Annotated in this window: 25 protein-coding genes; 9 read left to right on the forward strand and 16 right to left on the reverse strand. The window is 55.0% G+C overall.

What is annotated here, in order from left to right:
- Positions 1 to 2 precede the first annotated feature (2 nt).
- Together ACZ9XP_RS11085 and ACZ9XP_RS11090 are read right to left on the reverse strand one after the other, a co-directional pair.
- The gene (locus ACZ9XP_RS11085; RefSeq protein ID WP_465188443.1) at positions 3 to 329 is read right to left on the reverse strand and encodes a hypothetical protein; all 327 of its coding nucleotides are present in this window, start codon (positions 327 to 329) and stop codon (positions 3 to 5) included.
- A gap of 10 nt (positions 330 to 339) precedes the next feature.
- Entirely contained in the window at positions 340 to 576 is a 237-nt protein-coding gene (locus ACZ9XP_RS11090; protein ID WP_465188444.1) for a hypothetical protein, read from the reverse strand.
- A 45-nt stretch (positions 577 to 621) separates the two neighbouring features.
- Between ACZ9XP_RS11090 and ACZ9XP_RS11095 the strand changes: the two genes are divergently transcribed.
- Complete coding sequence (locus tag ACZ9XP_RS11095; RefSeq protein ID WP_465188445.1) at positions 622 to 1,023, forward strand: hypothetical protein; 402 nt, start codon at positions 622 to 624, stop codon at positions 1,021 to 1,023.
- Between the two features lie 194 nt (positions 1,024 to 1,217).
- Positions 1,218 to 1,595: a hypothetical protein gene (locus tag ACZ9XP_RS11100; RefSeq protein ID WP_465188447.1), complete on the forward strand. Its 378-nt coding sequence runs from the start codon at positions 1,218 to 1,220 to the stop codon at positions 1,593 to 1,595.
- On the opposite strand, the gene ACZ9XP_RS11105 is transcribed toward ACZ9XP_RS11100, so the two are convergent.
- From ACZ9XP_RS11105 to ACZ9XP_RS11155, 11 genes are all read right to left on the reverse strand, one after another.
- Positions 1,570 to 2,268: a hypothetical protein gene (locus tag ACZ9XP_RS11105; RefSeq protein ID WP_465188449.1), complete on the reverse strand. Its 699-nt coding sequence runs from the start codon at positions 2,266 to 2,268 to the stop codon at positions 1,570 to 1,572. The two genes, ACZ9XP_RS11100 and ACZ9XP_RS11105, sit on opposite strands and share 26 nt — an antisense overlap.
- Before the next feature lie 255 nt (positions 2,269 to 2,523).
- Positions 2,524 to 3,780, reverse strand: coding sequence for a hypothetical protein (locus ACZ9XP_RS11110; protein WP_465188451.1), 1,257 nt, complete (start codon positions 3,778 to 3,780; stop codon positions 2,524 to 2,526).
- A 487-nt stretch (positions 3,781 to 4,267) separates the two neighbouring features.
- Positions 4,268 to 5,500, reverse strand: a complete 1,233-nt coding sequence (locus ACZ9XP_RS11115; protein WP_465188453.1) for a zonular occludens toxin domain-containing protein — start codon at positions 5,498 to 5,500, stop codon at positions 4,268 to 4,270.
- The gene (locus ACZ9XP_RS11120) at positions 5,501 to 5,836 is read right to left on the reverse strand and encodes a hypothetical protein (protein WP_465188454.1); all 336 of its coding nucleotides are present in this window, start codon (positions 5,834 to 5,836) and stop codon (positions 5,501 to 5,503) included.
- 172 nt (positions 5,837 to 6,008) lie between these two features.
- The gene (locus ACZ9XP_RS11125) at positions 6,009 to 6,593 is read right to left on the reverse strand and encodes a hypothetical protein (RefSeq protein WP_465188455.1); all 585 of its coding nucleotides are present in this window, start codon (positions 6,591 to 6,593) and stop codon (positions 6,009 to 6,011) included.
- A 1,093-nt stretch (positions 6,594 to 7,686) separates the two neighbouring features.
- Complete coding sequence (locus ACZ9XP_RS11130) at positions 7,687 to 7,899, reverse strand: hypothetical protein (protein ID WP_465188457.1); 213 nt, start codon at positions 7,897 to 7,899, stop codon at positions 7,687 to 7,689.
- 22 nt (positions 7,900 to 7,921) lie between these two features.
- Positions 7,922 to 8,191, reverse strand: a complete 270-nt coding sequence (locus ACZ9XP_RS11135; protein ID WP_465188459.1) for a hypothetical protein — start codon at positions 8,189 to 8,191, stop codon at positions 7,922 to 7,924.
- On the reverse strand, positions 8,191 to 8,544 hold the full coding sequence (locus ACZ9XP_RS11140) for a hypothetical protein (protein WP_465188461.1): 354 nt from the start codon (positions 8,542 to 8,544) through the stop codon (positions 8,191 to 8,193). Before ACZ9XP_RS11140 ends, ACZ9XP_RS11135 begins: the two co-directional genes overlap by 1 nt.
- The gene (locus ACZ9XP_RS11145) at positions 8,541 to 10,361 is read right to left on the reverse strand and encodes a replication endonuclease (RefSeq protein ID WP_465188464.1); all 1,821 of its coding nucleotides are present in this window, start codon (positions 10,359 to 10,361) and stop codon (positions 8,541 to 8,543) included. The genes ACZ9XP_RS11140 and ACZ9XP_RS11145 overlap by 4 nt, the downstream gene beginning before the upstream one ends.
- The gene (locus ACZ9XP_RS11150; protein ID WP_465188466.1) at positions 10,358 to 10,576 is read right to left on the reverse strand and encodes a hypothetical protein; all 219 of its coding nucleotides are present in this window, start codon (positions 10,574 to 10,576) and stop codon (positions 10,358 to 10,360) included. The genes ACZ9XP_RS11145 and ACZ9XP_RS11150 overlap by 4 nt, the downstream gene beginning before the upstream one ends.
- A 2-nt stretch (positions 10,577 to 10,578) precedes the next feature.
- Positions 10,579 to 10,902: a single-stranded DNA-binding protein gene (locus ACZ9XP_RS11155; RefSeq protein ID WP_465188468.1), complete on the reverse strand. Its 324-nt coding sequence runs from the start codon at positions 10,900 to 10,902 to the stop codon at positions 10,579 to 10,581.
- Between ACZ9XP_RS11155 and ACZ9XP_RS11160 the strand changes: the two genes are divergently transcribed.
- Positions 10,901 to 11,587 carry a hypothetical protein gene (locus ACZ9XP_RS11160; RefSeq protein ID WP_465188470.1) on the forward strand — a complete coding sequence of 229 codons (687 nt, stop codon included), beginning with the start codon at positions 10,901 to 10,903 and terminating at the stop codon, positions 11,585 to 11,587. The two genes, ACZ9XP_RS11155 and ACZ9XP_RS11160, sit on opposite strands and share 2 nt — an antisense overlap.
- 55 nt (positions 11,588 to 11,642) lie before the next feature.
- Here ACZ9XP_RS11160 and recJ read toward each other — a convergent pair whose 3' ends face one another.
- Both recJ and ACZ9XP_RS11170 read right to left on the reverse strand, forming a co-directional pair.
- The gene (recJ, locus tag ACZ9XP_RS11165) at positions 11,643 to 13,328 is read right to left on the reverse strand and encodes a single-stranded-DNA-specific exonuclease RecJ (RefSeq protein WP_147682174.1); all 1,686 of its coding nucleotides are present in this window, start codon (positions 13,326 to 13,328) and stop codon (positions 11,643 to 11,645) included.
- Positions 13,325 to 14,332 carry a hypothetical protein gene (locus ACZ9XP_RS11170; RefSeq protein WP_147682175.1) on the reverse strand — a complete coding sequence of 336 codons (1,008 nt, stop codon included), beginning with the start codon at positions 14,330 to 14,332 and terminating at the stop codon, positions 13,325 to 13,327. Before ACZ9XP_RS11170 ends, recJ begins: the two co-directional genes overlap by 4 nt.
- A 268-nt stretch (positions 14,333 to 14,600) precedes the next feature.
- Here ACZ9XP_RS11170 and ACZ9XP_RS11175 point away from each other — a divergent pair, with 268 nt between their 5' ends.
- From ACZ9XP_RS11175 to ACZ9XP_RS11200, 6 genes are all read left to right on the forward strand, one after another.
- On the forward strand, positions 14,601 to 15,935 hold the full coding sequence (locus ACZ9XP_RS11175; protein ID WP_147682176.1) for a peptidoglycan DD-metalloendopeptidase family protein: 1,335 nt from the start codon (positions 14,601 to 14,603) through the stop codon (positions 15,933 to 15,935).
- A gap of 52 nt (positions 15,936 to 15,987) precedes the next feature.
- On the forward strand, positions 15,988 to 17,097 hold the full coding sequence (locus ACZ9XP_RS11180; RefSeq protein WP_465188472.1) for an anhydro-N-acetylmuramic acid kinase: 1,110 nt from the start codon (positions 15,988 to 15,990) through the stop codon (positions 17,095 to 17,097).
- A 73-nt stretch (positions 17,098 to 17,170) separates the two neighbouring features.
- Positions 17,171 to 19,471, forward strand: a complete 2,301-nt coding sequence (locus ACZ9XP_RS11185; protein WP_147682178.1) for a DNA translocase FtsK — start codon at positions 17,171 to 17,173, stop codon at positions 19,469 to 19,471.
- A 98-nt stretch (positions 19,472 to 19,569) separates the two neighbouring features.
- Positions 19,570 to 20,655 carry a ferrochelatase gene (gene hemH / locus ACZ9XP_RS11190; protein WP_147682179.1) on the forward strand — a complete coding sequence of 362 codons (1,086 nt, stop codon included), beginning with the start codon at positions 19,570 to 19,572 and terminating at the stop codon, positions 20,653 to 20,655.
- A gap of 261 nt (positions 20,656 to 20,916) precedes the next feature.
- Positions 20,917 to 22,137, forward strand: coding sequence for a branched-chain amino acid ABC transporter substrate-binding protein (locus ACZ9XP_RS11195; RefSeq protein WP_147682180.1), 1,221 nt, complete (start codon positions 20,917 to 20,919; stop codon positions 22,135 to 22,137).
- 271 nt (positions 22,138 to 22,408) lie between these two features.
- Positions 22,409 to 23,611, forward strand: coding sequence for a branched-chain amino acid ABC transporter substrate-binding protein (locus ACZ9XP_RS11200; RefSeq protein ID WP_147682181.1), 1,203 nt, complete (start codon positions 22,409 to 22,411; stop codon positions 23,609 to 23,611).
- A 200-nt stretch (positions 23,612 to 23,811) separates the two neighbouring features.
- Here the strand turns inward: ACZ9XP_RS11200 and ACZ9XP_RS11205 are convergent, their stop codons facing one another.
- A complete protein-coding gene (locus ACZ9XP_RS11205; protein WP_147682182.1) occupies positions 23,812 to 24,420 on the reverse strand; it encodes an outer membrane beta-barrel protein in 609 nt (202 codons plus the stop codon).
- Between the last annotated feature and the right edge of the window lie 111 nt (positions 24,421 to 24,531).

The raw sequence follows: 24,531 nt of genomic DNA on the forward strand, positions 1-24,531 counted from the left end.
GATTAGCCAGCTTTTCCAGGTGCAGTAAGATCGATGTAAACAGGCGTGCCAGTAAAGCCAGCCACAACGGCTTCAACCTTGCCGCCGCGTGGTTCGTGATCCATGGTCAGCTCGATGCGGCACGGAAAAGAAACGGACTGAAATTTGGAAAAAGCAGACTCAGCAACGGCCAAATCCATGGGTTCGTAGCCCAAACCGATCTTGTTGAACTTGGCCGAGGTCACGCTTTTGTTCGGGATGATGATGGTTAGGCGGTGCATTTCGTACTGGTTGCCGGAACCCTTGGAGGTGCCGGACATTTTGGCTAGGCCGATGGCGATTGCTTGCATGATGTTTACCTCAGGAGTTGGCAGCGCTGGCTACCGGAATCACAACTGCATTACGGAAAAACACGGGTGAACGGGCCATAAACGCTTGTGCGGCTTCGGTATTTTCAAAACAGATAGGCTCATAGAAACGGCCGCTGTCTGGCGCTGTGGGCTTGCTGAACCAGCAAAGCACCGGCAGCAAACCGACACCACCAAATCGATAAAGCTGGCTGCCTTCGAGAGTGATCGTGTATCGCGTGGATTCCATTGGGCTTTGGCCTGCTAGAATTGGGGAATAAATGCGTATACGCACATGCGTATAGCCAAAATCGTATCTACTCAGCTGCGTAGAAACAAGGAAAAAGGAATGAAGCTGTCAACGGACTACTTGATTGAGGCGCTGGAAAAGCTCGGAAAAATGCCAGATGGGAAAAAAGCTGAGGCTCTCAAGATCAGCCCTCAGGCACTGAGTGGCTACAAATCTGGCGACAGGATCATGGATGACTTCGCGTGCATCATGGTGGCCAACCAACTGGGTATAGACCCGCTGGAAGTCATCGCCGCAGCGAACATGGAACGCGAGAAAACCCAAGCCAGACGGGACTTTTGGGCGGATTTTCGCAAAAAGATCGGCGCATTGGCCGTGGCCGGTCTGATGGTTCTGACGACGCTAATGAGCCCAGTTGACGCTCAAAAAGCCCCCTCAGGGGTTTAGTATTTACGTCGTATAATGTTTATTATGTCAAATTTACCGCAGAAAAAGCCGCCAAAATCCTCTCTCCCGCCTGTTTTATCGACTGTTGCACAACCGATACAATACCCACTTTGGTTATGCGTAGAGACTTCCCCATCCACACCAAGTGGAAACAGATAGAGCCTGACGAACTTGTCAGGCTCTTTTACTTTTCCATGCACGAAAACGACCTGGCCGCTGAGCTGGACGTAACCATTGCACAGATACAACGCTGGAAAAACGGCAAGGAAGCCGTGCCGGGCATTTATGTTAAATATCTGCAACGCTGGAAACGCCGGAACGTGATTGAGGCAGACAGCCCATGGAACGGTACGGTGGCCATTGGCGAACGCCTTGTGATCGACCCCGGCGTAAGCCTGTCCATCGAATTTGCCGAGTTGGAACGCTTGCCACGCTACCGGCAGCTTTACCACCTCTACAGCAAACAAGCAGATTTAATTGAACAATTATTAGTTGAACGAGACTACTTTAAAAACCAATGCCACAAACAGGCAAAATACGGGATGATTATAAATTCAATATTCCCCGATTGATTTGCTCCTGCCGAATACAATCAATCAAGTTCTTGGAAGTACTAAGATCGTGAAATGGTAACTTGTCGTATCGAATATAGCGGCTGTGGCGACGTAAATTTTTAAGTCTTGGCAAAAGCCCTGCAGTCGTTTTGCCGGAAACCCCATTTGGGTGCAGAAAATATAGCACCGCATACCTTCCAATGACGAATTGAAAAACTAGCAAATCATCCTGCGCATAAATCATGACAGGCTGAACAATCATGGCGCCTTGGGTTTCTCTGGAAATTTCTGGAAACAGAATCTTAATAATGCGAACGCTGAAGTAGTTATCCACCCTACTCTTTGATGCATTCGCGGTAATAAGTTGCAACCTGAGAATCTCCTCGAAAAATTCCGGTAGTTTAATGTGCTTATATGCCTCTATGTTAGATATTGATGCCCTCCACAGGATGCTCAACAAGCTGTCGAGGACTTTTGGCGATTGAGAGCTAAGCAAGACACCTCTGATCTTATCGATATCGGCACTTATGCTCAACAATTTCGAATTTTTGGCAGAGGGTTTTTTAAACAGTACATGTTTTAATGGAACCTCAAGATTTTCTGATAAATATGACTCACAGTCGCTGCAAAGCAATCTTTCATGCCAGTTAAATTGAGATTCCCGAGCGGAATGGGCTCCTTTGATTATCATTGATCGACCGCTTTTTTTTGATCGAACAAAAGAGAGTATAAAATTGGGTATAATATGTGATTTGGATAGCTGGGGAACGGATTTTTTGCAAAGTGAACAAGAAGGCATGAAAACCTCGCTCGCCGCTGGGCAGTTCCGGGGGTGTGCTTTGCAACTCCCCGAAACAGCCATGAGCTTATTGGTTGGTGGGCCGCGTCAAGGCTAAACCCTTCGGGCAGCTTTGCTGGCCTTGACTCGGTGTAGACGCCCTGCCGTTCAGTTAAGAGGCTTTCCGTTTGAAATGATAACAGTCCTGCACAAGTATTGAATTAGTTCAATCTCGTGTTTCATTTTGGATGTTTCATTAGATAAGTGATAAAGGACGTTTGCATTGTTTTCCGTACCTTTTGTGTGAACAATGCGGCATCTCATTTCGTAAACACGCTTTGCCACTGCATCCATCAACTCATCTCCTGACATGGTTGACTTCAAATCGACGCCAGCTATTTTGTCCGAACCCTTCTTTGATTCAAAGTGCTTAACTCGATCCTCATTGGAAATAAGCCATGCTTTAAGCTCATCCCTGTTAACGCACAAACTGAGCGTGGAGTGCAATTGGCTTAATTCATTGCCAAACGAATTGCTTGATCCGCTGTATTTAACAATATTGAGGATTTTTGATAGGTCCTTGTCATTCTCAATATCAAACATTGGATTTTTCAGCAGATTTTTAACCTGACGTTGCGCATCCATCTGAGAGTAAATAGTGAAATAGAATTCAATAGCCTGATAGTAAGAGAAATATTTCAGGAGTGGTGTATCTGTAATGTTTTCAGCAACCCAAAACATTGAAAGTGGCTCGGAATCATACTTATAATTTGGGATGGATAGCACAGCCTCCTGACCCCTTGAGGCTCGCCTCCCCTTGGGGTTCCGTTCGGAGCACAACTGAATTGGGACATCAGTTTTTATATTTATCTGGAAGCATACTGAAGAAAGAATATCTTTGATTAATTTTAATGCTTCAGCGTGAGTTGAAATATCTACATTCTTAATGATTAAGGTCGTTTGCTTGCCCTGATGAATCCTAATAAAGTTTGGGGCTGGTGCGTTCTTAAGATTCGATAGTGTATCAAATGCATCACTTGCTTGTGTCAATTCTATGACTGTGCCGGCTATGGGGCTTGGAATTCTTACCAACCATTCGTCATTTTGCAGTGTAAAACAAGAGGGATCTAATCTAGTAACAATGCGATCAGTAATCATCCCGATGACGCCAGTATCAACCTGGCACTCAAGCATTTTCTTCTGCATAGACCATATTGCATTAAAGCCCTTTACAAAGCGATAGCAATAAAAATCTGGCAGCTCATCAAGTAGTGCTGCGCCCCTTCTTTCGTCGATATAAATATGCGTAAAATCTCTTTCTTTTGGTATTTTTACGGCCAGATACGGCTTGCCTCCTTTGGTTTGTGACTTTTCGAAGGCTAGTTTGTTATCGCTGCAAAGTTTTTCAATCTGCTCTAAACTCATTTGGGATCCATATTAATTTTTGAAATTATGTCACGACAAGAACAGTACTGGGCAATTCAAAAAGCATGCAAACTCGTCATCTACCGCTGACGGTCAACATGCAATCTCTGAAGTGCCGACGAAACCGCAGCATCAAACGACATGCCCGGCTGGCGCCTTAATTCGTATAGCGCAAGACGCTTTGCTTTTTCGGCATCGCCAAGGCATGCCAAAACGAGCTTGGGCATTTGGTGTGAGTGCATTTCCTTTTCTGGTGGCTTCCATCCCTTGGGGGGCAACCAGTCGGAACGCTGGACAGGCGGGCGCACTTCTCTTGTGGCCTGAGCTCCCGGATTGGGCACATCGCCCTTCAATGTCTTGATGGTGTAGCCAGGAATGCGTGGCGCCTCTTCGGGCGGCAGCTTACGGCGAGTGAACAAGGAACGAAGAAATGACAACATAGCACCCCCATTGATCATGGCGATGCTATGCAAATATGATGTAACAATCAAGCAGGCTGATAAGGCGTGTTTCGCATGCTGGACGTAGCATCCGGTAGCGTGGTGATGGCTGGCGGGTATTCTGGCCGCTGGCTGGCCTGTCCTGATTGGCGGTCTGCAATGGATTCTCTAGGCACGTTCGCCCTGCCCCATTCATCTATCGGCCATGCCGTGACAATGATTGTGTCACGTACGCCAGAAGCGCCATCCCGCGTCATGAGTAGGTATCCGTCACGCTCTTCAAAGCCCCAGCCGAATTGCACTAGTTGAGCAATCCGCATCTGTTCGCGCACCTTGTAGGATTCATCGCGGAACTCAATAAGACCGTCAACGCGCCCTTTCATGGACATGAATGCGGCCAACCTAGGGCGATACTTTTTGGCTAGTGCGAGGATGTACTGATCTGGCGGAAGCGTGACAGGTTCGCGGACAGTTTGCCCCTCCTCGCCCTGCACTGCCGATTCGGTAACTACCCCGGCAATTCTTTCAGCTGATGGCGCAGAGGCCGGCTGTACTGCAGTAGCAATGCCCTGCCCGGTTATGTCGGTTTGCCCGGTGAAGAGCGAGGAGGCAAACCACGCGGCACCAAGGCCAATAGCCAGCACTAAGGGTATGCCGTAGCGCACGGCAGGACGGTTCCAGATTACCGCCCTTTCGTCCTGCAGGTTGCCTGTGTTCGTTGTGCCATCGGTATGGCTCTTGTAGACACCGAAATACTTTCGCTCATAGGAACGGACGCCGGTACCCATTTTTGCCCAAGAGTTGGGACCGGACTTTTCTTGCATCTGCCACTGATAGCGACTTTCAGAGCCCAAGGCGGAGAGCTTTTTGAAGTAGATCAGGCGCTGGATACGGTCACGCCAGAAAACGTGCACGTTCCGGTAGGACTGGCCGCAGAGAACAATATCAATACCACGCTGGCCGTGCTGGGTGATGAATTCTGTCTGGTCGGCATCAAGCTTGCAGTTAGGTGGAAAGAAGTCCTGCACTTCATCCAGTATCACCAGCCCGTCATTCTTGGCATAGGCGTGGATGTTCTTGGAGGAGTCCCAAGGGCAGATTGTTATCAGTGCCTCGATGGTGTCCTGATCCATTTCCAGCAGTTCAGCAATCTTGCCGAATGAAACGCCCTTGACGTTGGTTGTGACGTGGCGGCCTTTTTTCAGGGCTGGCAAAGCCATGTACATCATGGCTTCCCAAGTCTTACCCGCTCGGGGCAAACCTTCGTGAAAGACGATCATTTACCAAATCCCCAGCGTGGCTATCTTGCGAACAATCATGAAGGCATACCCTGCCCCAATGATGGACATGGCATAAGGCACGCCGCTCATGACCAGAAAGTAAAGGATGGCAGGGTCAATGGCGCTGATAACATCCTGCAGGCCGTTAGCCATAAAATCGGGCACGGGTATGGACGAAATGATTACCGAAAACAGCGCCAGCAATGATTTGAAGAGATAGACGGCAATGTCATTCAGTATTTCCCATACATCTTTGAATACCTGAATGACTATGTTGCTTATGAATCGCCCAAGCTTGACGATCATGTTAATGATTGACTGCAGGAAGCTCATCATTTTGATACGGCCACTCTAAAAGCCACGATAGAAGCGCCAAGAATCAGAATGGCGCTGCACAGTCGCAGCACGTTGGTAAACAATGGCTCGCATTGAACCGTGACAGGCCAAGGGCCAAGCGTAGCGAAGCCCACGGAAAACGCCGGGATAGTCCAATCTGGACAATCGCCAATCATCTGAACGTCAAAGAAGCCGCCAACGGACTTAACAAGGGGCGTTTTGTCGATCGTCTTGCTGAACTCTCGCCACTCATCAACAAACGTCCTGCCCCTGGACTCGTAGAAGTCAGGCACCTGCCAATCGCCCTCTTGTGGCTTTTGGCACTCGGGTAAATCCGGCTTTGTAGTGCAGTCTGGCTTTTCAGAACCGCCACCACCCGGAGGGGTTGCAGGGTCCGTGCCCTCACCGGAGCCAGTGCCTGTGCCTGTGCCAGTGCCTGTGCCAGTGCCTGTGCCAGTACCAGTGCCAGTACCAGTACCAGTGCCTGTGCCTGTGCCTGTGCCTGTGCCAGTACCAGTGCCTGTGCCTGTGCCAGTACCAGTACCAGTGCCTGTGCCAGTACCAGTGCCTGTGCCAGTACCAGTGCCTGTGCCAGTACCAGTACCAGTGCCTGTGCCAGTACCAGTGCCTGTACCAGTGCCAGTACCAGTGCCTGTACCAGTGCCTGTACCAGAGCCGCTACCAGAGCCGCTACCAGAGCCGGAGCCAGAGCCGGAGCCAGTGCCAGAACCGGTACCCGCACCAGAACCAGACTCACCAACAGACACAGAAGCACCGCCATTGCCTAGCACCGATATGCCGCCAGCGCGGTTAATGGTTATGGTGAACTGACTGCCACCGATTGTTTTAGGGGTAAGGTTTTCATAGCCGCCGCTGATGCTAAAAACTGGGTCTTTTGACAGCTCCTTAAGCACAGTAGCGCCGTCCTTTTCCACGACCCGCTCAGAAGCCTTGCCCAAATCCTCATCAGTCAGAGGTACTTTCTTCTCCTTCGGCCAGTCACAGCGGCCAACCCAGTTGCCCGGATATAAAGCATATTCACCGCCGTCCTTTGTACTGCAAATTTGATACTCTTGAATGTGCTGATCGTTATAGCCGCCGGGGCAGCGAGGCGCTCTAACATAGAGAATGCCCGATTCAAGGCCGGGGCAAACCTTTGCCCACAGTTCGTTTCGTGCGGCTACTTGCGCCAGAGTGTCACCACCGGGGCGAAGCAGCGAATCAGCACATACCCCCGTAGTTTGATTGCACGCCCTATAGGTAGGCGCTAGCGGGTCATCCTTAGGGACTTCCCGCTTCATGTAGTTTTTCTGTTCCTCCATCCACTCGTAGCCCATCTGGACAAGTTCGTTGGCTACCATGCTGCCAACAATGCCCCATAGGTTCGGAGAGCGTATAACGCGGGATGCAAGACTTTTAACGGGGGGAACAACGGACTTTTTACTAACGCGGATTGCCTCGATGGTTTCACCGACAGGCACGTCACGGTGAGAGCCGTTGACGATAATTGGCACCGATGCAGAACCGGAGCGCCTTACGATCAAGTCAGTACCAGCCTCGGCAACCGTGACGCTTACGCGTGAGTACGTCGTGGTAGCCGCGCCGCACGTGGAAAAACGCCCCGCCTGCACACAGCGAGAACCGCCCGGCTGCAATGGCCCCGCCTGTGCTGTCGCAGCAAGCGTGATAGCTAAGAAGGCCAGATAGCGTTTCATCCTCGCAACCCCGCCTTGACGGCCAAGGCGCAGGCAATGCCAAGGCAAAAGAACAGTACATTCCAGATCATGTAGCACCCCTGATAAGAAAAAAGCCGGCAAAAGCCGGCCCGAAAATCACCCGGCGACAGGCGATTACTTCAGGAAGGACATGACCTGACGGTAGCCCCAACGAGCAACCTTAGGCAGCATCATTACGCCAGCAATAGCGGTGATACCGGCAACAATAGTGGTGGCGTCAACCGAAGCTGCAATAGTGGAGTAGTCCGGACCTGCCGCCATGGCAGCAGGAGCAACAGCGGTAGCCAGTACTGCAGCAGCGGCCAGAACGATAGATTTGATTTTCATGGTATTTCCCTTTCAGGTTGAATTAACGCCGCACAAAGTCGAGCAATTGCCCGTAACCCCATGCGACGAGGTAAACGCTCAGAATGAGCGTGAAACTAAAGCCAAAAAACTTGCCGGATTGCACCGGATCAAAAGCCCAAATATCGCCAACTTGAATGGCGGTATATTCAGCAGGCGTGACTAGCATGTACGTTGAGCAGCTGGCCAAATCCTGCGGAGAAAGCACCAAGACGGGTTTTGAGAGGTTGGTAGCGCCAACCTTGATCGTTTCAAATCGGACGCATTGAGGCATTAAATACTTTCCTCATCGCGCAGACGTTGACGCTCGAAAGTGTCTTCAACCTCAAGCCTATTTGTTAGATTCAACAAATAAACGTCCTGATAAGTTACTTTGCCCCCGCTGCTGGCAATTGACCTTAACTCTTCGGCATCCTCGTCATTTATGTATTCAAAGCCTGACAAGTCGCGCAAATCAAAAGAAGGTGCGGATTCGCTTTCCGAGCGAGGCGCAAGAAAAGACATGATTTGATCGTATGCGTAGCGTGAAAAGCGAACCGCAAACATGGAAAGAGCAATCAGCGTAATCCCCCCGACAATTGGCGGAATAGCTGCGGATAGCCCCTCTGTGATAGCTGCAAAATTCATGATGCCAGCCCATTCAAAAAGCCATGCCAATCAGGATGCAATCGACCAGCAGGTATAGTTAACGGGGGAATGGGTGTAATGGGTGTGTCCTGGGGGGGTACTTCCGGCATCCTGCCGGTGTAAGTAATCGGAGCCGTACAGTTATTGACACGAGTCCAAGGCGAGGACTTCGGGCTGTGCTCGCTGGCGCTCGCATCAGCCCGAGCCCTCGCGCTTTCAATGCGCCATTCGTGAACACGGGTAATGATGGCTTCGCCATTGAAGGTGATACCGCGCACAACCTTTACCGGCTCTTCATAGCGGTTTGTGCGTTCTTCGCGGTATGGCAGCACGTCAGCGGTAAGCGACAGGCGCATGAATTGCGCCCAATCAGAGGCGTCAGCAGCTGCAAAGAGATCCCGCAAGCCCTCTTGCACCTGATCTGCAGTAAGGCGGCGAAGCTCACGCCAAACAGTGACAGAGGCAGTGCCGAAGAACTGGAATTGACGAGCGCGATTTGTGGAAGCCCACGAGCCAACACGGGCTGCAGATTCCACCAGTGAGGATTTGCCGGACTCATGGTCTACGCCAGTCAAGGTGGAACCGTCAGCGCAGCCGCCATCAATGTTTTTACTGATGTACTTGGCGAGGTAGCCAACAGCCGAGCCCTTAGCCGGGTCAATTCGCTTGAAGGTAAAGCGACGCAGCCAAGCGCCCTTTTCGTTCGGGCTGTCCTGCAGGGAGTAAGCGCGGAAAGTGCGGAGCGCGGTCTTTATCTGGCCGGGCTGAACGAAAAGCAGCATGTGCCAATGGGGCGTTCCATCGTGGTGCGGCTCAACGGTGCGGACGCCGAAGAACTGGACGCCATCACGCGCCCACTGCGCACGGGTGCGACGCCATACAGTGTTCAGGTACTCATGCACCTGGCGGCCATCCTCGCCCGTGTAATTTGGGTTCTCCCCGCCGCCTTTGCTCAGGCGTGGGTGCATGTGACCGGGAGCCGTGAGCGTCACGAAAACGGCGGCACAGCCCTGTTCTTTTGCATACTCTTCAAGGCCACGTGCCCGCACCATGAGTTCAGCGCGTTTTATCACCGGGTTGGCCGGGGACTTGTCGGCCAGTTCCTGCAGGGTGAACTGGTCGCCCTGTTCGTTGGTGGCAACGAGGTTAGCCAGAATGTCAGCGGAACGGCGGCGCCGCGCCTGTACTACGGCGTGGGTTCTATCGGAGACGTACAAAGCTCTATTGCGGCTGACGAGTCCGGCATTGACAGCGAGACGCTCGAAAGCGCTACCGTGTACCGCCCTAATCTGACGCTTCCAATAGACGGGGTCGCATCCGCGGAGCCTTGCGGCTTTTCTGATGGCAACGATTTTGTCCCGGTCGCACTCGCCGGTTTCCTTGTCGATTGCCCTTGAGATGTCGGAGGACGGCAAAGGAAGTAGCGCGGCAGCTGCCAGCTCATCGACCTCAGGCGCTGGGTGATAGGGCCAGCTGCTACGCATGACAGCATCAGCAAGTTTTTCCGCGGCCGCGCTGATTTCGTCGTGATCAAGGTACACATGGCGTTTTCTAGCTGCTGTGCAAATATCACGGGGCAGCCCGGCCACAGTTCCGCCATGGACGAATCGTTTAAGCCAGTCATTGGCATCAATCCAAGAACGGCCAGCACCGCTACCATGTTTGCGTGACCATGCACGGAGCAGGACGGACGACATATCCGGGGACAGGTCAGCCGACTTGATACGGCGCATTGCCCACTGCTGATCGGCCAGCGCGGGAGCGTGGAGACCCTTCACAGGCGCAAACAATGGGGTAACGGTGCGAAGCGGGTTCATCGCACCAGACCTTTTTCAGCAGTCAGGGGCGACAGGAAAGTAATACCTTCCGGGCAGCGGTAGATAGACAGCTGCTCAACGGTATATTCCGGCATGTGTTCCGCCCCGAGCTTGCGGAGGTGGTGCTTTTCCGACAGGGTCAAATCGTCAAACGCCACGCGCTTATAGCCGGGGAATTGTGACGGGATGAGTTCGGGCAGGTTCGGGGCGAACATGATCAGGCAGCCTTTTTAAGAGCGGCCATAGCCGGGGCAATCGTGGCCATGAACTCTTCGACCGAAATCAGCTTCGGGGCAAGCGTCATGGCGTCATACTCGCCAACGTAGACAGACACCGGGGAAAGGACATACATACCCGGCGCATAAGGCACCTGATCAGCAGCAAGGCGAATGCGAGTTTCAACCGGGTAACGTTTCAGCTTGCCGGTTTCCTGATCGTAGGTGGCGGCGTAGGCGGTCTGGCTACGGCTTACACCGGAACGGCCATCACGCTGCCATGGCTTTTCCGTGACGGGCTTGTCTTCAACTTCGATAACGATCATGTGGCGCACTCCGAATAAAAAGCCGACGTCAGGCGGCAAAAAGACGGAGCAGGAGGACGGCAACAGCGCGACCAAGAAGCGGAGACAGGGCAAGAAGCCCTACCACTATCGCGAGTTCGATATGCATCGCGTTCCCCTGCTAGAATCCGGTTATGAACAACATCCCTCGGGTGAGTGGATGCGGAATGGATTTTTCCCCTCATGTGAGGGAGTCGTCAAGGAGAAACGCGTGAAGGCGTCAAGGGACTACTTGCTAGAAGCGCTGGAGAAGACACCCGGCAGCTCAGGTGAGGAAAAGGCGAAAGCGCTTAAAATTTCAGGGAACACGCTGTCGCAATACAAGCGAGGCGAGCGAATCATGGATGATTTCGCATGCATCATGGTCGGCAGGATGCTAGGCATTGACCCCATGAAGATCATTGCCGCATGCCAAGAAGAACGTGAGAAAAATCAAGAACGTAAAGAGTTTTGGCGGGATTTCAGAAGCACCCTCAGCGGCCTAGCGATAGCGGCAGCACTGGGGGTAACGACGATGGCAGCGCCTAGCCCTGCGCACGCCTCTGTCGTTAAAAATGCGGTTTATGACAAATGTTTATTATGTCAAATTTGCTGCAGAAAAAGCCGCCTTTCTCGCCCCTTTTCTCATTATTTCCACATTGTCGCTGCTGCGCACAGGTTGCCATAAGCGCTGAATGGCGACGCGCTTGCACCGCCATGCAGCTTCATACTTACGCCCAGCGCTACGGCGCAACGTGCTGCAGGTAAATCTGCAACTCTTTGCGGCCTTGCCATTCGTTGGCTGCTAGCTGATAGACGGCATGAATTTCATCGGGCAGCCACTCTGTGCGGTTGAAAATCATGCCATCACATTGCACGCCGTCTTTGGCTAGACGCAGCTTCAGGTGTTTGTCGCCTACCATGCGCTGGCTGATGACCTGGAAGCGGTCCTGAAATGTGGGTGGCGCAAAGCCCTGACCCCATACTTCTGCGGCCAACGTTTCGGCCATGGGCAGGCTCAATTCCCTGGCGCTGAGGCTGCCATCGGTTTCCAGTGTGCGCGTCAAGGCGCTTTCATCCAGCAGGCTGTGCGCCACCTCCTCGAATGCCTGCTGAAATGCCGGCAATGCCTGCTCGGCGATGGTGAGCCCTGCTGCCATGGCGTGGCCGCCAAATTTCAGGATCATGCCCGGATGGCGCTTGTACACCAGGTCCAGCGCATCACGCAGGTGAAAACCGGGTATGGAGCGCCCTGACCCTTTGATTTCGCCCTCGTCGCCCGGGGCAAAAACAATGGTTGGCCGGTGGTATTTTTCTTTCAGACGGGAGGCCACGATACCCACTACGCCCTGATGCCAGTCATCACGATAGAGCGCCAGTGTGTAACATTTGTCGGCATCGATGGCAGTGAGTGCCGCCAGTGCTTCGTCTTGCATGCCGTGTTCTATCTGGCGGCGTTCGCGGTTGAGGCGGTCCAGCTCTTGCGCCAGGCGCATGGCTTCGTCTTCGCTGCTGGCCAAGAGGCAGGCGATGCCCAGGCTCATGTCGTCCAGGCGCCCTGCTGCGTTTAGTCTGGGGCCCAGGGTGAAGCCCAGATCAAAGGTGTTGGCTTTGTGCGCTGCGCGCCCGGCAACGCGAAACAACGCGCCAATACCGGGGGCCATGCGCCCTGCCCGCATTCTGCGCAAGCCGTTATCGACCAGGATGCGGTTGTTTCTATCCAGCCGGACAACGTCGGCTACTGTGCCCAGGGCGACGATGTCGAGTAGCTCGCCCAGGTTGGGTTCGGGGTTGGCCGCAAAGTGGCCGCGCTGGCGCAGCTCGGCACGCAGGGCCATCAGCACGTAAAACATGACCCCGACACCGGCCAGATTTTTGGAGGGAAAATCACAGCCCGGTTGATTGGGGTTGACGATGAGTGCGTCGGGCAAGGTGTCGCCGGGCAAGTGGTGGTCGGTGATCAGCACCTCTATGCCCAGGGCTTTGGCGGCATCCACACCCGCCACGCTGGCGATGCCATTATCGACAGTGAGGATGATGTCTGGCTGGCTTTGTGCGGCCAACTCGACGATTTCCGGTGTTAGCCCGTAGCCGTACTCGAAACGGTTTGGCACGATAAAGTCAATCACGCCACCCATGGCCGCCAGGCCTTTTACCGCCACCGTGCAGGCGGTGGCGCCGTCGGCGTCGTAATCGGCCACGACCAGCATGCGCTGCCGTTGGCTGATGGCATCGGCCAGCCTGGCTGCCATCGCCAGGATGTTTTTCATGCTGTGGTATGGCAACAGGCCTTTGAGTGCGTAGTCTACATCGCCAGCATTATCGATGCCGCGGGCGGCGTACAGGCGTGCCATCAGCGGGTGGATGCCCTGCTCGCACAGGGTTTGTTGCCGGCTGGCCGGGTAGCTGCGGGTGGTGATCTGGGTCATTGCGGGTACAAAGTGGCGAGAGGTTGGCCGGACTGCCAGAATTTCCACAGCTGGCGCGGGGTGATGCGCAGGGTGAAGCCGGCATCGCCATCGCAGCTGAGTTCGAGCACCTGTAGTTTGCCGGCCTTGAGTGCGGCCAACATGGGGGCGAACCAGTCTTGCTCCAGCCGCTTCAGTGTTTCGCGCCAACCCCAGGCGTCGCGGAACTGTGCTGCCGCTTCCAGCGAGTCCAGCACCAGGTGCACTTGCTCGCCCTGCAGGCTGGCAAACTGATACGGGGCAGCTTCAATAGCCATGCCGCACTCTGCTGCCAGTGCCTGATAAAGCGGGTTGTCACTATATAGCAGCGGGGCAAAGGCTTGCGGCGCGGGGCTGCTGGCACCCTGCTCTCCCCATAACCACACACTGTTAACCGGCGTATCGCCACGCAGCTCACGCGCATCGTTGGCCGCATGGGTGTAGAGCAGCATCTGCATTTCGTTCAGATAACGGCTCCAGCGCATACCGTTTTGCCCGCTTGGCAGATGGTGGTTGATGTCCTGGCCAATGACATCGGGCAAGGGGGTGAAGCTGGCGCCGGTGGCTGCCGGTAATGAAATGAACCAGCGCGCCGGTGTCGGGGCGTGGAACGTAAAACCATCTTCGGCAAAGAGCTGGTTCAGGCTGGCGACAAGCTGGTCAGCTTCGCTTTGCGCCAGGTTCATGATGCCTACATCGCCCAGCAACGCGCGATCGCGGTCTACCCGCAAATTGACCGGGTCGGCAATCAGCCAGTGCCGGCCGGTAGTATCCAGCCCGGCCTGGCGAGCCAGGGTGGCGGCGATGGCCAATGCGGGCACGTTAAAACTTTGCAGCAGGTGCTGGCTTGGCAGAGCCGGGCGGGCGCTACGTTGGCCGCGGGCTAGCATCAGCGACAGTGCCGGGGTGGCGAGGTCACGGCAGACGTCTGCGCCATCATAAGCGTCGTACCAGGCCAGGCCGGGCAAGTGCAGGGTGAGTTTCATAAAAGTGCCAGGCTGTTTTTGTTTTTAACAAAACAATTTTGGGGTGTGTAGAACCATCCGCCCCTGCGCGCTGTCTTTTGGTTCAGGATGCCCTGTCCGTTTGACTAGTAGGTTGATTTGGCAGGAGTTTCTGGTTTGCAGTGGCACCGTGTTTTTGCTAGCATGCCCTGCTTCGTTATTTATTGCTGTCAAAGCAGCCCTTTGGCAGCACAGTATTTAAGCTGATTCGTTCTGCGATGAAGGCTTATGCCACACGAGTCATCAGAATATGGATTATCGCAAACTGCTGGCCTTCCCGCAAAAGTGGGTAGCACGGCTGATCAACAACCCTATGACCTGGCTGGGTGCTGCTGCCTGCCTGCCGTTTATGGGTGCCGTGACGGCGCTGGCGATTACCCAGGAGCAGGCGCTGCCCAAGCCTGCGGCGCCACTGGCGCAGCAAGTTACCGAACAACTGGCCCTGCCCCCACCGGCAGCCACGCAGCCCTCTGGCCTGCGTTACTGGCGTGACGAAGCGGTGCAGCGTGGCGACACCATCGCCCGCCTGCTGAACCGGCTGGGCGTAGACGACGGCGAAGCCACGCGCTTTATCCATGCCAGCCCGCTGTCACGCGACCTGCTGAAACTGCGTACCGGTGCCACCTTGTCGGTAGAACTTAACGACCAAGGCGAGCTGTTTGGCCTGCGTTTTCTGAATGATGATGAAAACGGCGAAAAAGTGCTGGTGGTGATCGAGAAAAACGGTGACCAGTGGCAAGCCAGCGCCGATGCGCCCGAAATGCAAACCGTGCAAACGGTCAGGTCCGTACTGGTCAAAACCAGCGCCACCGGCGCGCTGGCACAAGCACAAGTGCCGGTAGAGATTCGCACCAGCTTGTCCGAGATTTTTGCCGACCAGCTGCCATTGGCCGCACTGCGGCCTGGCGACAAGATTAGCCTGGTGTACGAAACCCTGCAGTACAAGGGCACGCCACTGGCCAGTGGCAATATCCTGGGGGCGGAAATCGTGCGTGCAGGCAAAACCTACCAGGCCTTTTACTTTGAGCATGATAGCGAGTTTGGTGGCTATTACGACGCAGCCGGCAAGCCACTGAAAAAGGGCTTTACCATGCAGCCGGTTAACGCCCGTATCAGCTCCGGTTTTGGCATGCGCTTCCATCCTATTTTGCGCTCATTGCGCATGCATGAGGGGGTGGATTACGCAGCCGCCAGCGGTACGCCCATTGTGGCGCCATCGGATGCCACGGTGGCCACCGTGGCGCAGCAAAGCGGCTATGGCAATGTAGTGGTGCTGAAGCACAGCAACAAGCTGTCCACCCTGTACGCCCACATGAGCAGCTTTCAGCCAGATCTGCGCCCTGGCGACAAGGTAAAAGCCGGCGACGTCATCGGCTTTGTTGGCAGCACTGGCCGCTCCACCGGCCCGCACCTGCATATGGAGGTGCTGATCGACGGCCAGCCAGTCGACCCGGCCACCACCGCACTGCCAGTACCGGGCCTGGCGCCAAGCCAGCGCTTGGCCTTCCGTCAGGCTAGCGTTAAGCTGGCGGCCAACCTTCGGCTGCTCAGGGATATTCCGGTCAGCGTGGCGCAGCTGGACTAAACCGGCCCCACCTATGTACCGCCCTGGCAGCCCTCTTTGCCAGGGCTTTTTTATGTCTGAGATTTATATCGGTTTAATGTCTGGCACCAGTCTGGATGGTGTCGACGCCCTTGTGGTGGACTTTGCCACGCAGCCCATGCGCGTACGGGGCGAAGCTTTTGTACCCTACCCCGCCGCCGTGCGCGAGCAGGTGCTTACCCTGCAGCCGGTTGGCCATGATGAGCTGGCGCGCAGTGTCGTGCTGGGCAATGCGCTAGCCACCTTGTATGCCCAGGCTGTGCAGCAGGCACTGCAGGCCAGCGGCCTGGCTGCTGGTGACATACGGGCGGTGCTTTGCCACGGCCAGACCATCCGCCACGCCCCGCAGCATGGCTATACCTTGCAAATCGGCAACCATGCCTTGCTGGCGGAGCTATGCGGTATCGATGTCATAGGCGATGTGCGCAGCCGTGATGTCGCCGCCGGTGGTCAGGGCGCACCATTGGTGCCCGCTTTTCATCAGGCCGTGTTTGCCAGCGCCAGCGTATCGCGCGTCATTCTGAATATTGGCGGTATCGCCAACCTGACCCGCCTGAGCCCGGGCTTGCCGGTGATCGGCTTTGATACCGGCCCTGGCAATATGCTGCTGGACGCGTGGATACGCCGCCATCGCGGCCTGGATTACGACGCAGGTGGGGCATGGGCGGCCAGTGGCCAAGTGCAGAGCGCACTGCTCGATCGCCTGCTGGCAGAGCCCTATTTTGCGGCCAACCTGCCCAAAAGCACCGGGCGGGACTTGTTTGACCTGCCTTGGCTGGATGCGCAGCTAGCCGCGCATACCAAGCTACACGGCCCGATGCGCGATGCCGATGTACAAGCCACGCTATTGGCACTCACCAGCCACAGCATTGCCGCGGCCGTGCAGCGCTTTGCCCCATGCTGCCGCGAGCTGTATGTCTGCGGCGGGGGCGCACAAAACCCGGTACTGATGGCGAGCCTTGCGGCCAACCTTGCAGGTATTCATATCGAAACTACTGAGGTTTTGGGCCTGGGCCCGCAGCAAGTCGAAGCGGCGGCGTTTGCCTGGCTGGGCTGGTGCTTCAGCCACCGCCACGCGGCCAACCTGCCAGAAGTGACCGGCGCACGCGGTTTGCGCGTACTCGGCGCACTTTATCCGCGGTAAATGTAATGTGATCGATAAAATACCGGGTAAATTGCCGATATAATGCATGGCTGACTTCATACATTAAATAACAATGCGCCTGTTCAAGCGTAAAGCTGCCGTACGAAATACCCAACCCCTACCACCCAAGCTCACCGCGCTGCTGCGCGAAGCGTGGTGGCTACTTATGGCCGTGACAGCTGTTTATCTGGTTATCACCCTGGCCAGCTTCAATCCGGCCGACCCTAGCTGGTCGCATAGCTCCGCCGATACCCAGGTGCGCAATTACGGCGGCACCTTTGGTGCCTGGCTGTCCGACATCCTGCTCTATCTGTTTGGCTATGCGGCATGGCTGCTGGTGGGTTTCTGCCTGTTTGCCATTGCCTGGGGCTACCGCAAGATCGAACAAGCCGATTTCCAAACCGGCCCCATGACCTGGGCGGCCCTACTGGGCTTTCTCGTCACGCTCACCAGCGTCGCCAGTATCGAAGCGCTGATACTGGGCAACAAGGTACTGGCACTGCCGGCCGGTGCTGGCGGCATGCTGGGCAAGTCGCTGGGCTATGCCGCCGCACATGCTTTTGGCGGTACCGGCGCGGGCCTGCTCTTGCTGGTGCTTGCGGCCATTGGCACCTCGCTCTTCACCGGTCTGTCCTGGTTAAATCTGATGGAAAGCCTGGGCGGCAAGATCGAAGATGCCACGGTAGGCGCCTGGCAAGCCTGGCAGGCTAGTAAGGATCGTGAGATCGGCCGAGAGGTGGCCAAGCAGCGCGAAGAAAAAGTGGTGCAGGAAAAGAAAAAGATCGACGAGAAGCCACCGGTACGCATAGAAGCCCCGGTGCTGGAAGTGCCGGTCTCCCCCAAAGCGGTGAAGCCGGTACAACAATCGCTGTTTGCTGCCCCGGGTGACGACGCCCTGCCAGGGCTGACCCTGCTTGCGCCGCCCAAAGAACAAGGCGAACCGGTGTCTGCCGAAACGGTGGAATACACCTCGCGTCTGATCGAACGCAAGTTGGCCGACTTTGGCGTGGATGTGAAGGTCATTGCCGCCTACCCCGGCCCGGTGATTACACGCTATGAAATCGAGCCCGCCATTGGGGTAAAAGGCGCGCAGATCGTCAACCTGATGAAAGACCTGGCCCGCGCCCTGAGCCTGGTATCCATCCGCGTGGTAGAAACCATCCCGGGCAAAACCTATATGGGCCTGGAGCTGCCGAACCCCAAACGCCAGATTGTACGCATGTCCGAAATCGTCGGATCGGAAAGCTATCAAAACATGCCGTCCAAGCTGGCCATGGCGCTGGGCAAGGATATTGCCGGGCAGCCTGTCTCGGCAGACCTGGCCAAGATGCCACACGTGCTGGTGGCAGGCACCACCGGTTCCGGTAAATCGGTAGCGATCAACGCCATGATTCTGTCGGTGCTATACAAGGCCACGCCAAAAGAAGCCCGCCTGATCATGGTGGACCCGAAAATGCTGGAATTGTCGGTATACGAAGGCATCCCGCATCTGCTGGCCCCCGTGGTAACCGACATGAAGCAAGCGGCCAACGCACTGAACTGGTGTGTGGGCGAAATGGAGCGCCGCTACCGGCTGATGTCCAAGCTGGGCGTGCGTAACCTGGCCGGTTTTAACCAGAAAATCCGTGATGCCGAAAAAGCCGGTGAAAAAATACCCAACCCGTTCAGCCTGACACCCGACATGCCAGAGCCACTGGAAACGCTGCCGCTGATTGTGGTGGTGATCGACGAGCTGGCCGACCTGATGATGGTGGCAGGTAAAAAAATCGAAGAGCTGATCGCCCGCCTGGCCCAAAAAGCGCGTGCGGCTGGCATCCACCTGATTCTGGCCACCCAGCGCCCGTCGGTGGATGTGATCACCGGCTTGATCAAGGCCAATATTCCCACCCGCATTGCCTTCCAGGTATCCAGCAAAATCGACAGCCGTACCATTCTGGACCAGATGGGCGCAGAAACCCTGCTTGGCCAGGGCGATATGCTGTACCAGCCCCCCGGCACCAACTACCCGCTGCGCGTACACGGCGCCTTTGTGGCCGACGAAGAAGTGCATCATGTAGTAGAGTTCCTGAAGACCACGGGTGAACCAGACTACGTAGACGGCATTCTCACCGGCACGCCCGAAGGCGATGAAGCGGGAGGCGATGCGGTGGCTGCTGGTGGCGGTGGCGATATGGAAGCCGACCCGCTGTACGACGAAGCCGTGGCGATCGTGATAAAAACCCGCAAAGCATCCATTTCATCGGTGCAGCGCCAGCTACGCATCGGCTATAACCGCGCGGCCCGGTTGATTGAACAAATGGAAGCCACGGGCATTGTCTCCGCCATGGAAACCAACGGCAACCGCAGCGTACTGGTACCCATGCGCGAAGAGTAAGCACCTGCCCTCTTTTCTCTACCATGGCCGCTCTGCGGCCATTGCTTTTTATCGCTAGCCGGTTAAGCTAAGCGCACTCGTTTTGTACTGGACAAATCATGCCCGCACTACTGAAAGAACCCGCGTTTCGCCACGATTACACCCCAAAGACAGGTATTCTGCTGATCAACCTGGGCACGCCAGCGGCGCCTACCGCGAAAGCACTACGCCCCTATTTAAAGCAGTTTTTGTCCGATAGCCGTGTCATTGAAATCCCCAAGGCGATCTGGTGGTTCATTCTTAACGGCATCATCCTGAATGTACGCCCGGCAAAAAGTGCGGCGAAATACGCCACGATCTGGACGCCAGATGGCTCCCCCCTGCTGGTGCACACCCAAAAGCAGGCCACGCTGCTGAAAGGCCTGCTGGGTGAGCAAGGCATGCGCAACCTGGTGGTGGAGTACGCCATGCGCTACGGGCAGCCATCTGTAGAGCAAACCATAATCAAGATGCGGGAAGCCGGCGTAGAGCGCCTATTGGTAATACCGCTGTACCCGCAATACGCAGGCTCGTCCAGTGCCACCGCGCTGGACGACGTGTTCCGCACCCTGCAAAAAATGCGCAACATGCCGGAAGTGCGCACTGTACGCCACTTTCACGACCACCCCGCCTATATACAGGCGCTGGCCGATAGCGTGCGCGAACACTGGCGCTTGAACGGCCGGGCAGAAAAACTGGTGATGAGCTTTCATGGTGTGCCGCGCTTCACGCTGGATAAAGGTGACCCCTACCACTGCGAATGCCTCAAAACTGGCCGTTTGCTGGCGGAAGAGCTGGGGCTGAGCAAGGCGGAATACGTGGTCAGCTTCCAGAGCCGGTTTGGTAAAGCAGAATGGATCAAACCCTACACTACCGAGGTTCTTAGCCAGCTGGCGCGCGATGGCGTGTCGAAAATTGACATCATGTGCCCGGGTTTTGTGGGTGATTGTCTGGAGACCCTGGAAGAAATTGCCATGGAAGGAAAAGAAGATTTTCTGACCCACGGCGGCAAGGAATACCGCTATATAGCCTGCCTGAACGAGCGTCCGGCATGGATTACCGCGCTGGCGGAGATCGCTGCGGCCAACCTGGGTGGCTGGATAACAACACCTGATGATGCAGAAATGCGACAGCTACGCGCCCGCAGCTGTGGCGCAAAAAGCTAGAAAAAGGCCAATTTTTTTCACAAAGGCGCACCGCAATGGTGCGCCTTTGTTCATTTGTGAAAACTTTGTTCAATAAGTGCATGGTGCAGCACACCATAAAGAGGCATGCGACAAATTTATGTCGAACAATATTCAAAACATTGTTTGCGACCTTCGTTGACACTGAAAGAAACGGCTCCGCATAATCCTTGCCATCTGCTCATCCAAAAGATGTAACGCAGGTTTTTCAAGTCACAGACTTAAGATCAGGGGAAACACAAGATGAATAAATTTGCTCGTCTGAGCCTTTTTGCGGCTGCCGCCATTGCACTCACTGCCTGCGGCAACAAGGAAGAAAAACCGGCTGGCGAAGCATCCGCCGCAGCTGCTGAAGCTGGCGGTGAAACCGTTGTCAAAATCGGTCAAGTGTCGCCGCTGACTGGCCCGATTGCCCACCTGGGTAAAGACAACGAGCTGGGCGCCAAGCTGGCTATCGAAGACCTGAACGCTGAAGGCGTTGAGATCGGTGGCAAGAAAATCAAATTCGAACTGGTATCCGAAGATGACCAGGCCGACCCGAAAATCGGCACCCAGGTTGCTCAGCGCCTGGTTGATGCCGGCGTAGTTGGCGTAGTAGGTCACCTGAACTCCGGCACTACCATCCCGGCTTCCAAGATCTACTCCGACGCTGGCATACCGCAAATCTCCCCATCGGCTACCAACCCTGACTACACCAAGCAGGGTTACAAAACTACCTTCCGTGTTATCGCTAACGATGTACAGCAAGGTAAAGCACTGGGCGAGTTTGCCGTTGATGGCCTGAAAGCCAAAAAAGTAGCCATCATCGATGACCGCACCGCTTACGGCCAGGGTCTGGCTGATGAATTCGAAAAAGCGATCAAAGCCAAAGGTGGCTCCATCGTTAAACGCGAATTTACCACCAACACTGCTACTGACTTCAACGCCATCCTGACCTCGATCAAAGGTTCTGCACCGGACGTAATCTTCTACGGCGGTATGGATGCACAAGCAGGCCCGCTGGCCAAGCAGATGCAGCGCCTGGGTATCAAAGCCAAGCTGATGGGTGGTGATGGCTGGCAGACTCCGGAGTTCATCAAGCTGGCAGGCGAAGCTTCCGAAGGCCAGTACTCCTCCAGCTGCGGTATGCCACGTGACAAGATGCCTGGCTTCGCTGCCTTCAATGACAAGTTCAAGGCCAAGTACAATACCGAAGTACAGATCTACGCACCATACGAGTACGATGCTGTTCGTGTACTGGTAGAAGCCATGAAACGTGCAGGCTCCACTGATCCGAAAACCTACCTGGCTGAAGTTGGCAAAACCAACTACACCGGCGTAACCGGCCCGATCGCCTTTGATGAGAAAGGTGACATCAAAGACGGCGCCGTGACCGTTTACCAGGTTAAAGGCGGCAAGTGGGAAGTAGTTTCCACTGTAGGCGGCCCGGCTTCTGCGGCCCCTGCTGCTAGCGCTGCTCAGTAATTCTTGCTGGCAACAGCATGAAACGGCGCCTTCGGGCGCCGTTTTTTATTTGCACTTGCACAACAATACATGGATAGCTAATATGTTGTGCTGCAGTGCCGATTGTATCCTTTCGCCACTTCCTGCTTTTCCTGCAGCCCGCCACCCATGGGCCTGCTGAAAACGCGCCTGCTGTATTACCCGCCCCACCAGGGCAGGTATCACGCCTGAAATCCACCTGCCATCACCTATAAAACAATGCCCCCGCGCAGGGGCAGGGACAAGCTTTACCATGAACAAAATCATTAATGTTTCGCTGGTAGCCGCTACGGCTGCCGCTTTGGCCGCATGCGGCGCTTCCGACAAAACCGCAACTGCCGAAGGCAGTGCGCCTGCAGCCAGTGCAGAGCAGCTGACCGTAAAAATCGGTTCGGCCAACCCGCTCACCGGCCCGTTTGCCCATTGGGGTCGTGACGCAGATAACGGCGTTCAGCTGGCGATCGAAGAAGCCAATGCTGCGGGTGTCACCCTGGGTGGCCAAAAAGTAAAATTCGAAGTGGTGTCAGAAGACGACCAAGCAGACCCCAAAGCCGCCACGCAAGTAGCGCAACGCTTCATCGACAGCGGTGTTGTGGCAGTGGTCGGCCACCTGACCTCTGGCGCAGCCATTCCCGCATCGCGCATCTACAACGATGCAGGCGTGCCAATGGTGGCGGGTTCGGTAACCAGCCCGAAATTCACCCAGCAAGGCTACAACAACACCTTCCGCATCATTGCAAACGACCTGCAACAAGGCCAGGCATTAGCCAAGTTTGCGGTTGGCCAGCTGAAAGCACAACGCGTCGCCGTCATTGACGACCGCACCACCTATGGCCAAGGTCTGGCAGACGATTTTGCCAAATCGGTAGAAGCCGCCGGTGGCAAAGTCGTAAAGCGCGAGTACACCACCAACAGTGCTACCGACTTCATGGCTATTCTGACTTCGCTCAAAGCACAGAACCCGGACCTGATTTTCTACGGCGGCATGGACGCCCAAGCCGGCCCAATGGTGAAACAGCTACGCAAGCTGGGCATGAAAGCTGCATTCATGGGTGCTGATGGCGTGAATACACCAGAGTTTGCCAAGCTGGCCGGTAAAGACGCAGAAGGTGCCTACGCCTCCAGCGCCGGGGCACCAAAAGAAGCCATGCCAGGCTACGCCAGCTTTAATGACAAATTCAAAGCCCGCTTCAAGACCGACATCCAGGCGTATGCCCCTTACACCTACGACGCAGCTCGCGTTCTGCTGGATGCCATGAAGCGCGCAGATTCAGCAGACCCGAAAAAATTCATGCCAGAAATTGCCAAAACCCAGCTGCAAGGGGTAACGGGCGAGATTGCATTCGAGCCAAATGGCGATATCAAAAATGGTGCAGTTAGTCTGTACCAGCTACAAGCCGGTAGCTGGAAAGGCCTGACGCCGGACACAGCCAAAACAGCCTCTGCTGCACAGTAATAAAAAAGTGCCCTAGGGCGCTTGTGATTGATGACAAACCCGGCCTGCAATGCAAGCCGGGTTTTTTTGTAAGCAGGGGTCCGCGTATTCAAATACTTAACATGAAGCGGCCCGGCGTTGCCGGGTCCGACCAAACCAGGGCCAGTACTTTGTCCGCAGCCAGAAGCGCCCCAGGGCGCTTTTTTATTACTGTCAGACTATCAAAATTGAGCCTGCAATCCCAAGGAGAGTAAACGGGACTTGATGGCAGTATCGCCTACCTTGCCTTTGCCAAACGCCTCAAACTCTGCCCGGATGGCCAAACCTTTTTGCAGTGCGTAGGTAATGCCAGCCCCGTAATGCACCACAGCTTTAGACTTTTTCTCGCTTAAATTTTCTGCATAGCCAGTCTGAGACCAGCTTTCGTTGTAATTCGTGTTGAGATTTGCCACGCCCAGCTTGGCAAATGCCGAAAAATCACCAGAAAGCGGTGCAATGGCAATGGCAGATAGCGATAATGCTTTCACCTTGATGGTGCCGGCACCACTTTCTGTTGCACTATATCGCCAGGCAAATTCCTCTTTGCCCACATCGGCATAAGCACCCTCTATCGCCAAATTGGGCAGAATCTGATACCCAGCGTAAAGTTTATAGCCTGTGACAGTGCTATCCCGTGTAACAGACAACCCCTTATCAGGCGCATTATCCTTGACATGAGCGCTACCTATTGCAGCGCCAGCGTACCATGTACCATCATTGGCCATTGCGGCGTGGCTAAATGTAAGACCAAGAATCTGCTCCAGATATTTTGAATACAGACGTCTACTCATTTTTACTCCAGCGCATTGGTTAATCGCACCAACAATTAATGCCGAAAAACTATCGCATGGAATAAAAGCACTCACATCAAGGATTGTTCATTTCAATTTCAACCTTATTGA

The organism is Vogesella perlucida, from assembly GCF_979366545.1.

What these genes read in the sequence shown, in the direction of transcription:
- ACZ9XP_RS11135 (WP_465188459.1), bottom strand. Translation starts at nt 8,191, where the DNA reads ATGCCTCAATGCGTCCGATTTGAAACGATCAAGGTTGGCGCTACCAAC.
- ACZ9XP_RS11185 (WP_147682178.1), top strand. Translation starts at nt 17,171, where the DNA reads ATGCGCCTGTTCAAGCGTAAAGCTGCCGTACGAAATACCCAACCCCTA.
- ACZ9XP_RS11145 (WP_465188464.1), bottom strand. Translation starts at nt 10,361, where the DNA reads ATGAACCCGCTTCGCACCGTTACCCCATTGTTTGCGCCTGTGAAGGGT.
- ACZ9XP_RS11200 (WP_147682181.1), top strand. Translation starts at nt 22,409, where the DNA reads ATGAACAAAATCATTAATGTTTCGCTGGTAGCCGCTACGGCTGCCGCT.
- ACZ9XP_RS11175 (WP_147682176.1), top strand. Translation starts at nt 14,601, where the DNA reads ATGGATTATCGCAAACTGCTGGCCTTCCCGCAAAAGTGGGTAGCACGG.
- hemH (WP_147682179.1), top strand. Translation starts at nt 19,570, where the DNA reads ATGCCCGCACTACTGAAAGAACCCGCGTTTCGCCACGATTACACCCCA.
- ACZ9XP_RS11110 (WP_465188451.1), bottom strand. Translation starts at nt 3,780, where the DNA reads ATGAGTTTAGAGCAGATTGAAAAACTTTGCAGCGATAACAAACTAGCC.
- ACZ9XP_RS11090 (WP_465188444.1), bottom strand. Translation starts at nt 576, where the DNA reads ATGGAATCCACGCGATACACGATCACTCTCGAAGGCAGCCAGCTTTAT.
- ACZ9XP_RS11195 (WP_147682180.1), top strand. Translation starts at nt 20,917, where the DNA reads ATGAATAAATTTGCTCGTCTGAGCCTTTTTGCGGCTGCCGCCATTGCA.
- ACZ9XP_RS11130 (WP_465188457.1), bottom strand. Translation starts at nt 7,899, where the DNA reads ATGAAAATCAAATCTATCGTTCTGGCCGCTGCTGCAGTACTGGCTACC.
- ACZ9XP_RS11085 (WP_465188443.1), bottom strand. Translation starts at nt 329, where the DNA reads ATGCAAGCAATCGCCATCGGCCTAGCCAAAATGTCCGGCACCTCCAAG.
- ACZ9XP_RS11205 (WP_147682182.1), bottom strand. Translation starts at nt 24,420, where the DNA reads ATGAGTAGACGTCTGTATTCAAAATATCTGGAGCAGATTCTTGGTCTT.
- ACZ9XP_RS11160 (WP_465188470.1), top strand. Translation starts at nt 10,901, where the DNA reads ATGTGGCGCACTCCGAATAAAAAGCCGACGTCAGGCGGCAAAAAGACG.
- recJ (WP_147682174.1), bottom strand. Translation starts at nt 13,328, where the DNA reads ATGACCCAGATCACCACCCGCAGCTACCCGGCCAGCCGGCAACAAACC.
- ACZ9XP_RS11150 (WP_465188466.1), bottom strand. Translation starts at nt 10,576, where the DNA reads ATGTTCGCCCCGAACCTGCCCGAACTCATCCCGTCACAATTCCCCGGC.
- ACZ9XP_RS11095 (WP_465188445.1), top strand. Translation starts at nt 622, where the DNA reads ATGCGTATAGCCAAAATCGTATCTACTCAGCTGCGTAGAAACAAGGAA.
- ACZ9XP_RS11180 (WP_465188472.1), top strand. Translation starts at nt 15,988, where the DNA reads ATGTCTGAGATTTATATCGGTTTAATGTCTGGCACCAGTCTGGATGGT.
- ACZ9XP_RS11115 (WP_465188453.1), bottom strand. Translation starts at nt 5,500, where the DNA reads ATGATCGTCTTTCACGAAGGTTTGCCCCGAGCGGGTAAGACTTGGGAA.
- ACZ9XP_RS11140 (WP_465188461.1), bottom strand. Translation starts at nt 8,544, where the DNA reads ATGAATTTTGCAGCTATCACAGAGGGGCTATCCGCAGCTATTCCGCCA.
- ACZ9XP_RS11100 (WP_465188447.1), top strand. Translation starts at nt 1,218, where the DNA reads ATGCACGAAAACGACCTGGCCGCTGAGCTGGACGTAACCATTGCACAG.
- ACZ9XP_RS11170 (WP_147682175.1), bottom strand. Translation starts at nt 14,332, where the DNA reads ATGAAACTCACCCTGCACTTGCCCGGCCTGGCCTGGTACGACGCTTAT.
- ACZ9XP_RS11105 (WP_465188449.1), bottom strand. Translation starts at nt 2,268, where the DNA reads ATGATAATCAAAGGAGCCCATTCCGCTCGGGAATCTCAATTTAACTGG.
- ACZ9XP_RS11155 (WP_465188468.1), bottom strand. Translation starts at nt 10,902, where the DNA reads ATGATCGTTATCGAAGTTGAAGACAAGCCCGTCACGGAAAAGCCATGG.
- ACZ9XP_RS11120 (WP_465188454.1), bottom strand. Translation starts at nt 5,836, where the DNA reads ATGATGAGCTTCCTGCAGTCAATCATTAACATGATCGTCAAGCTTGGG.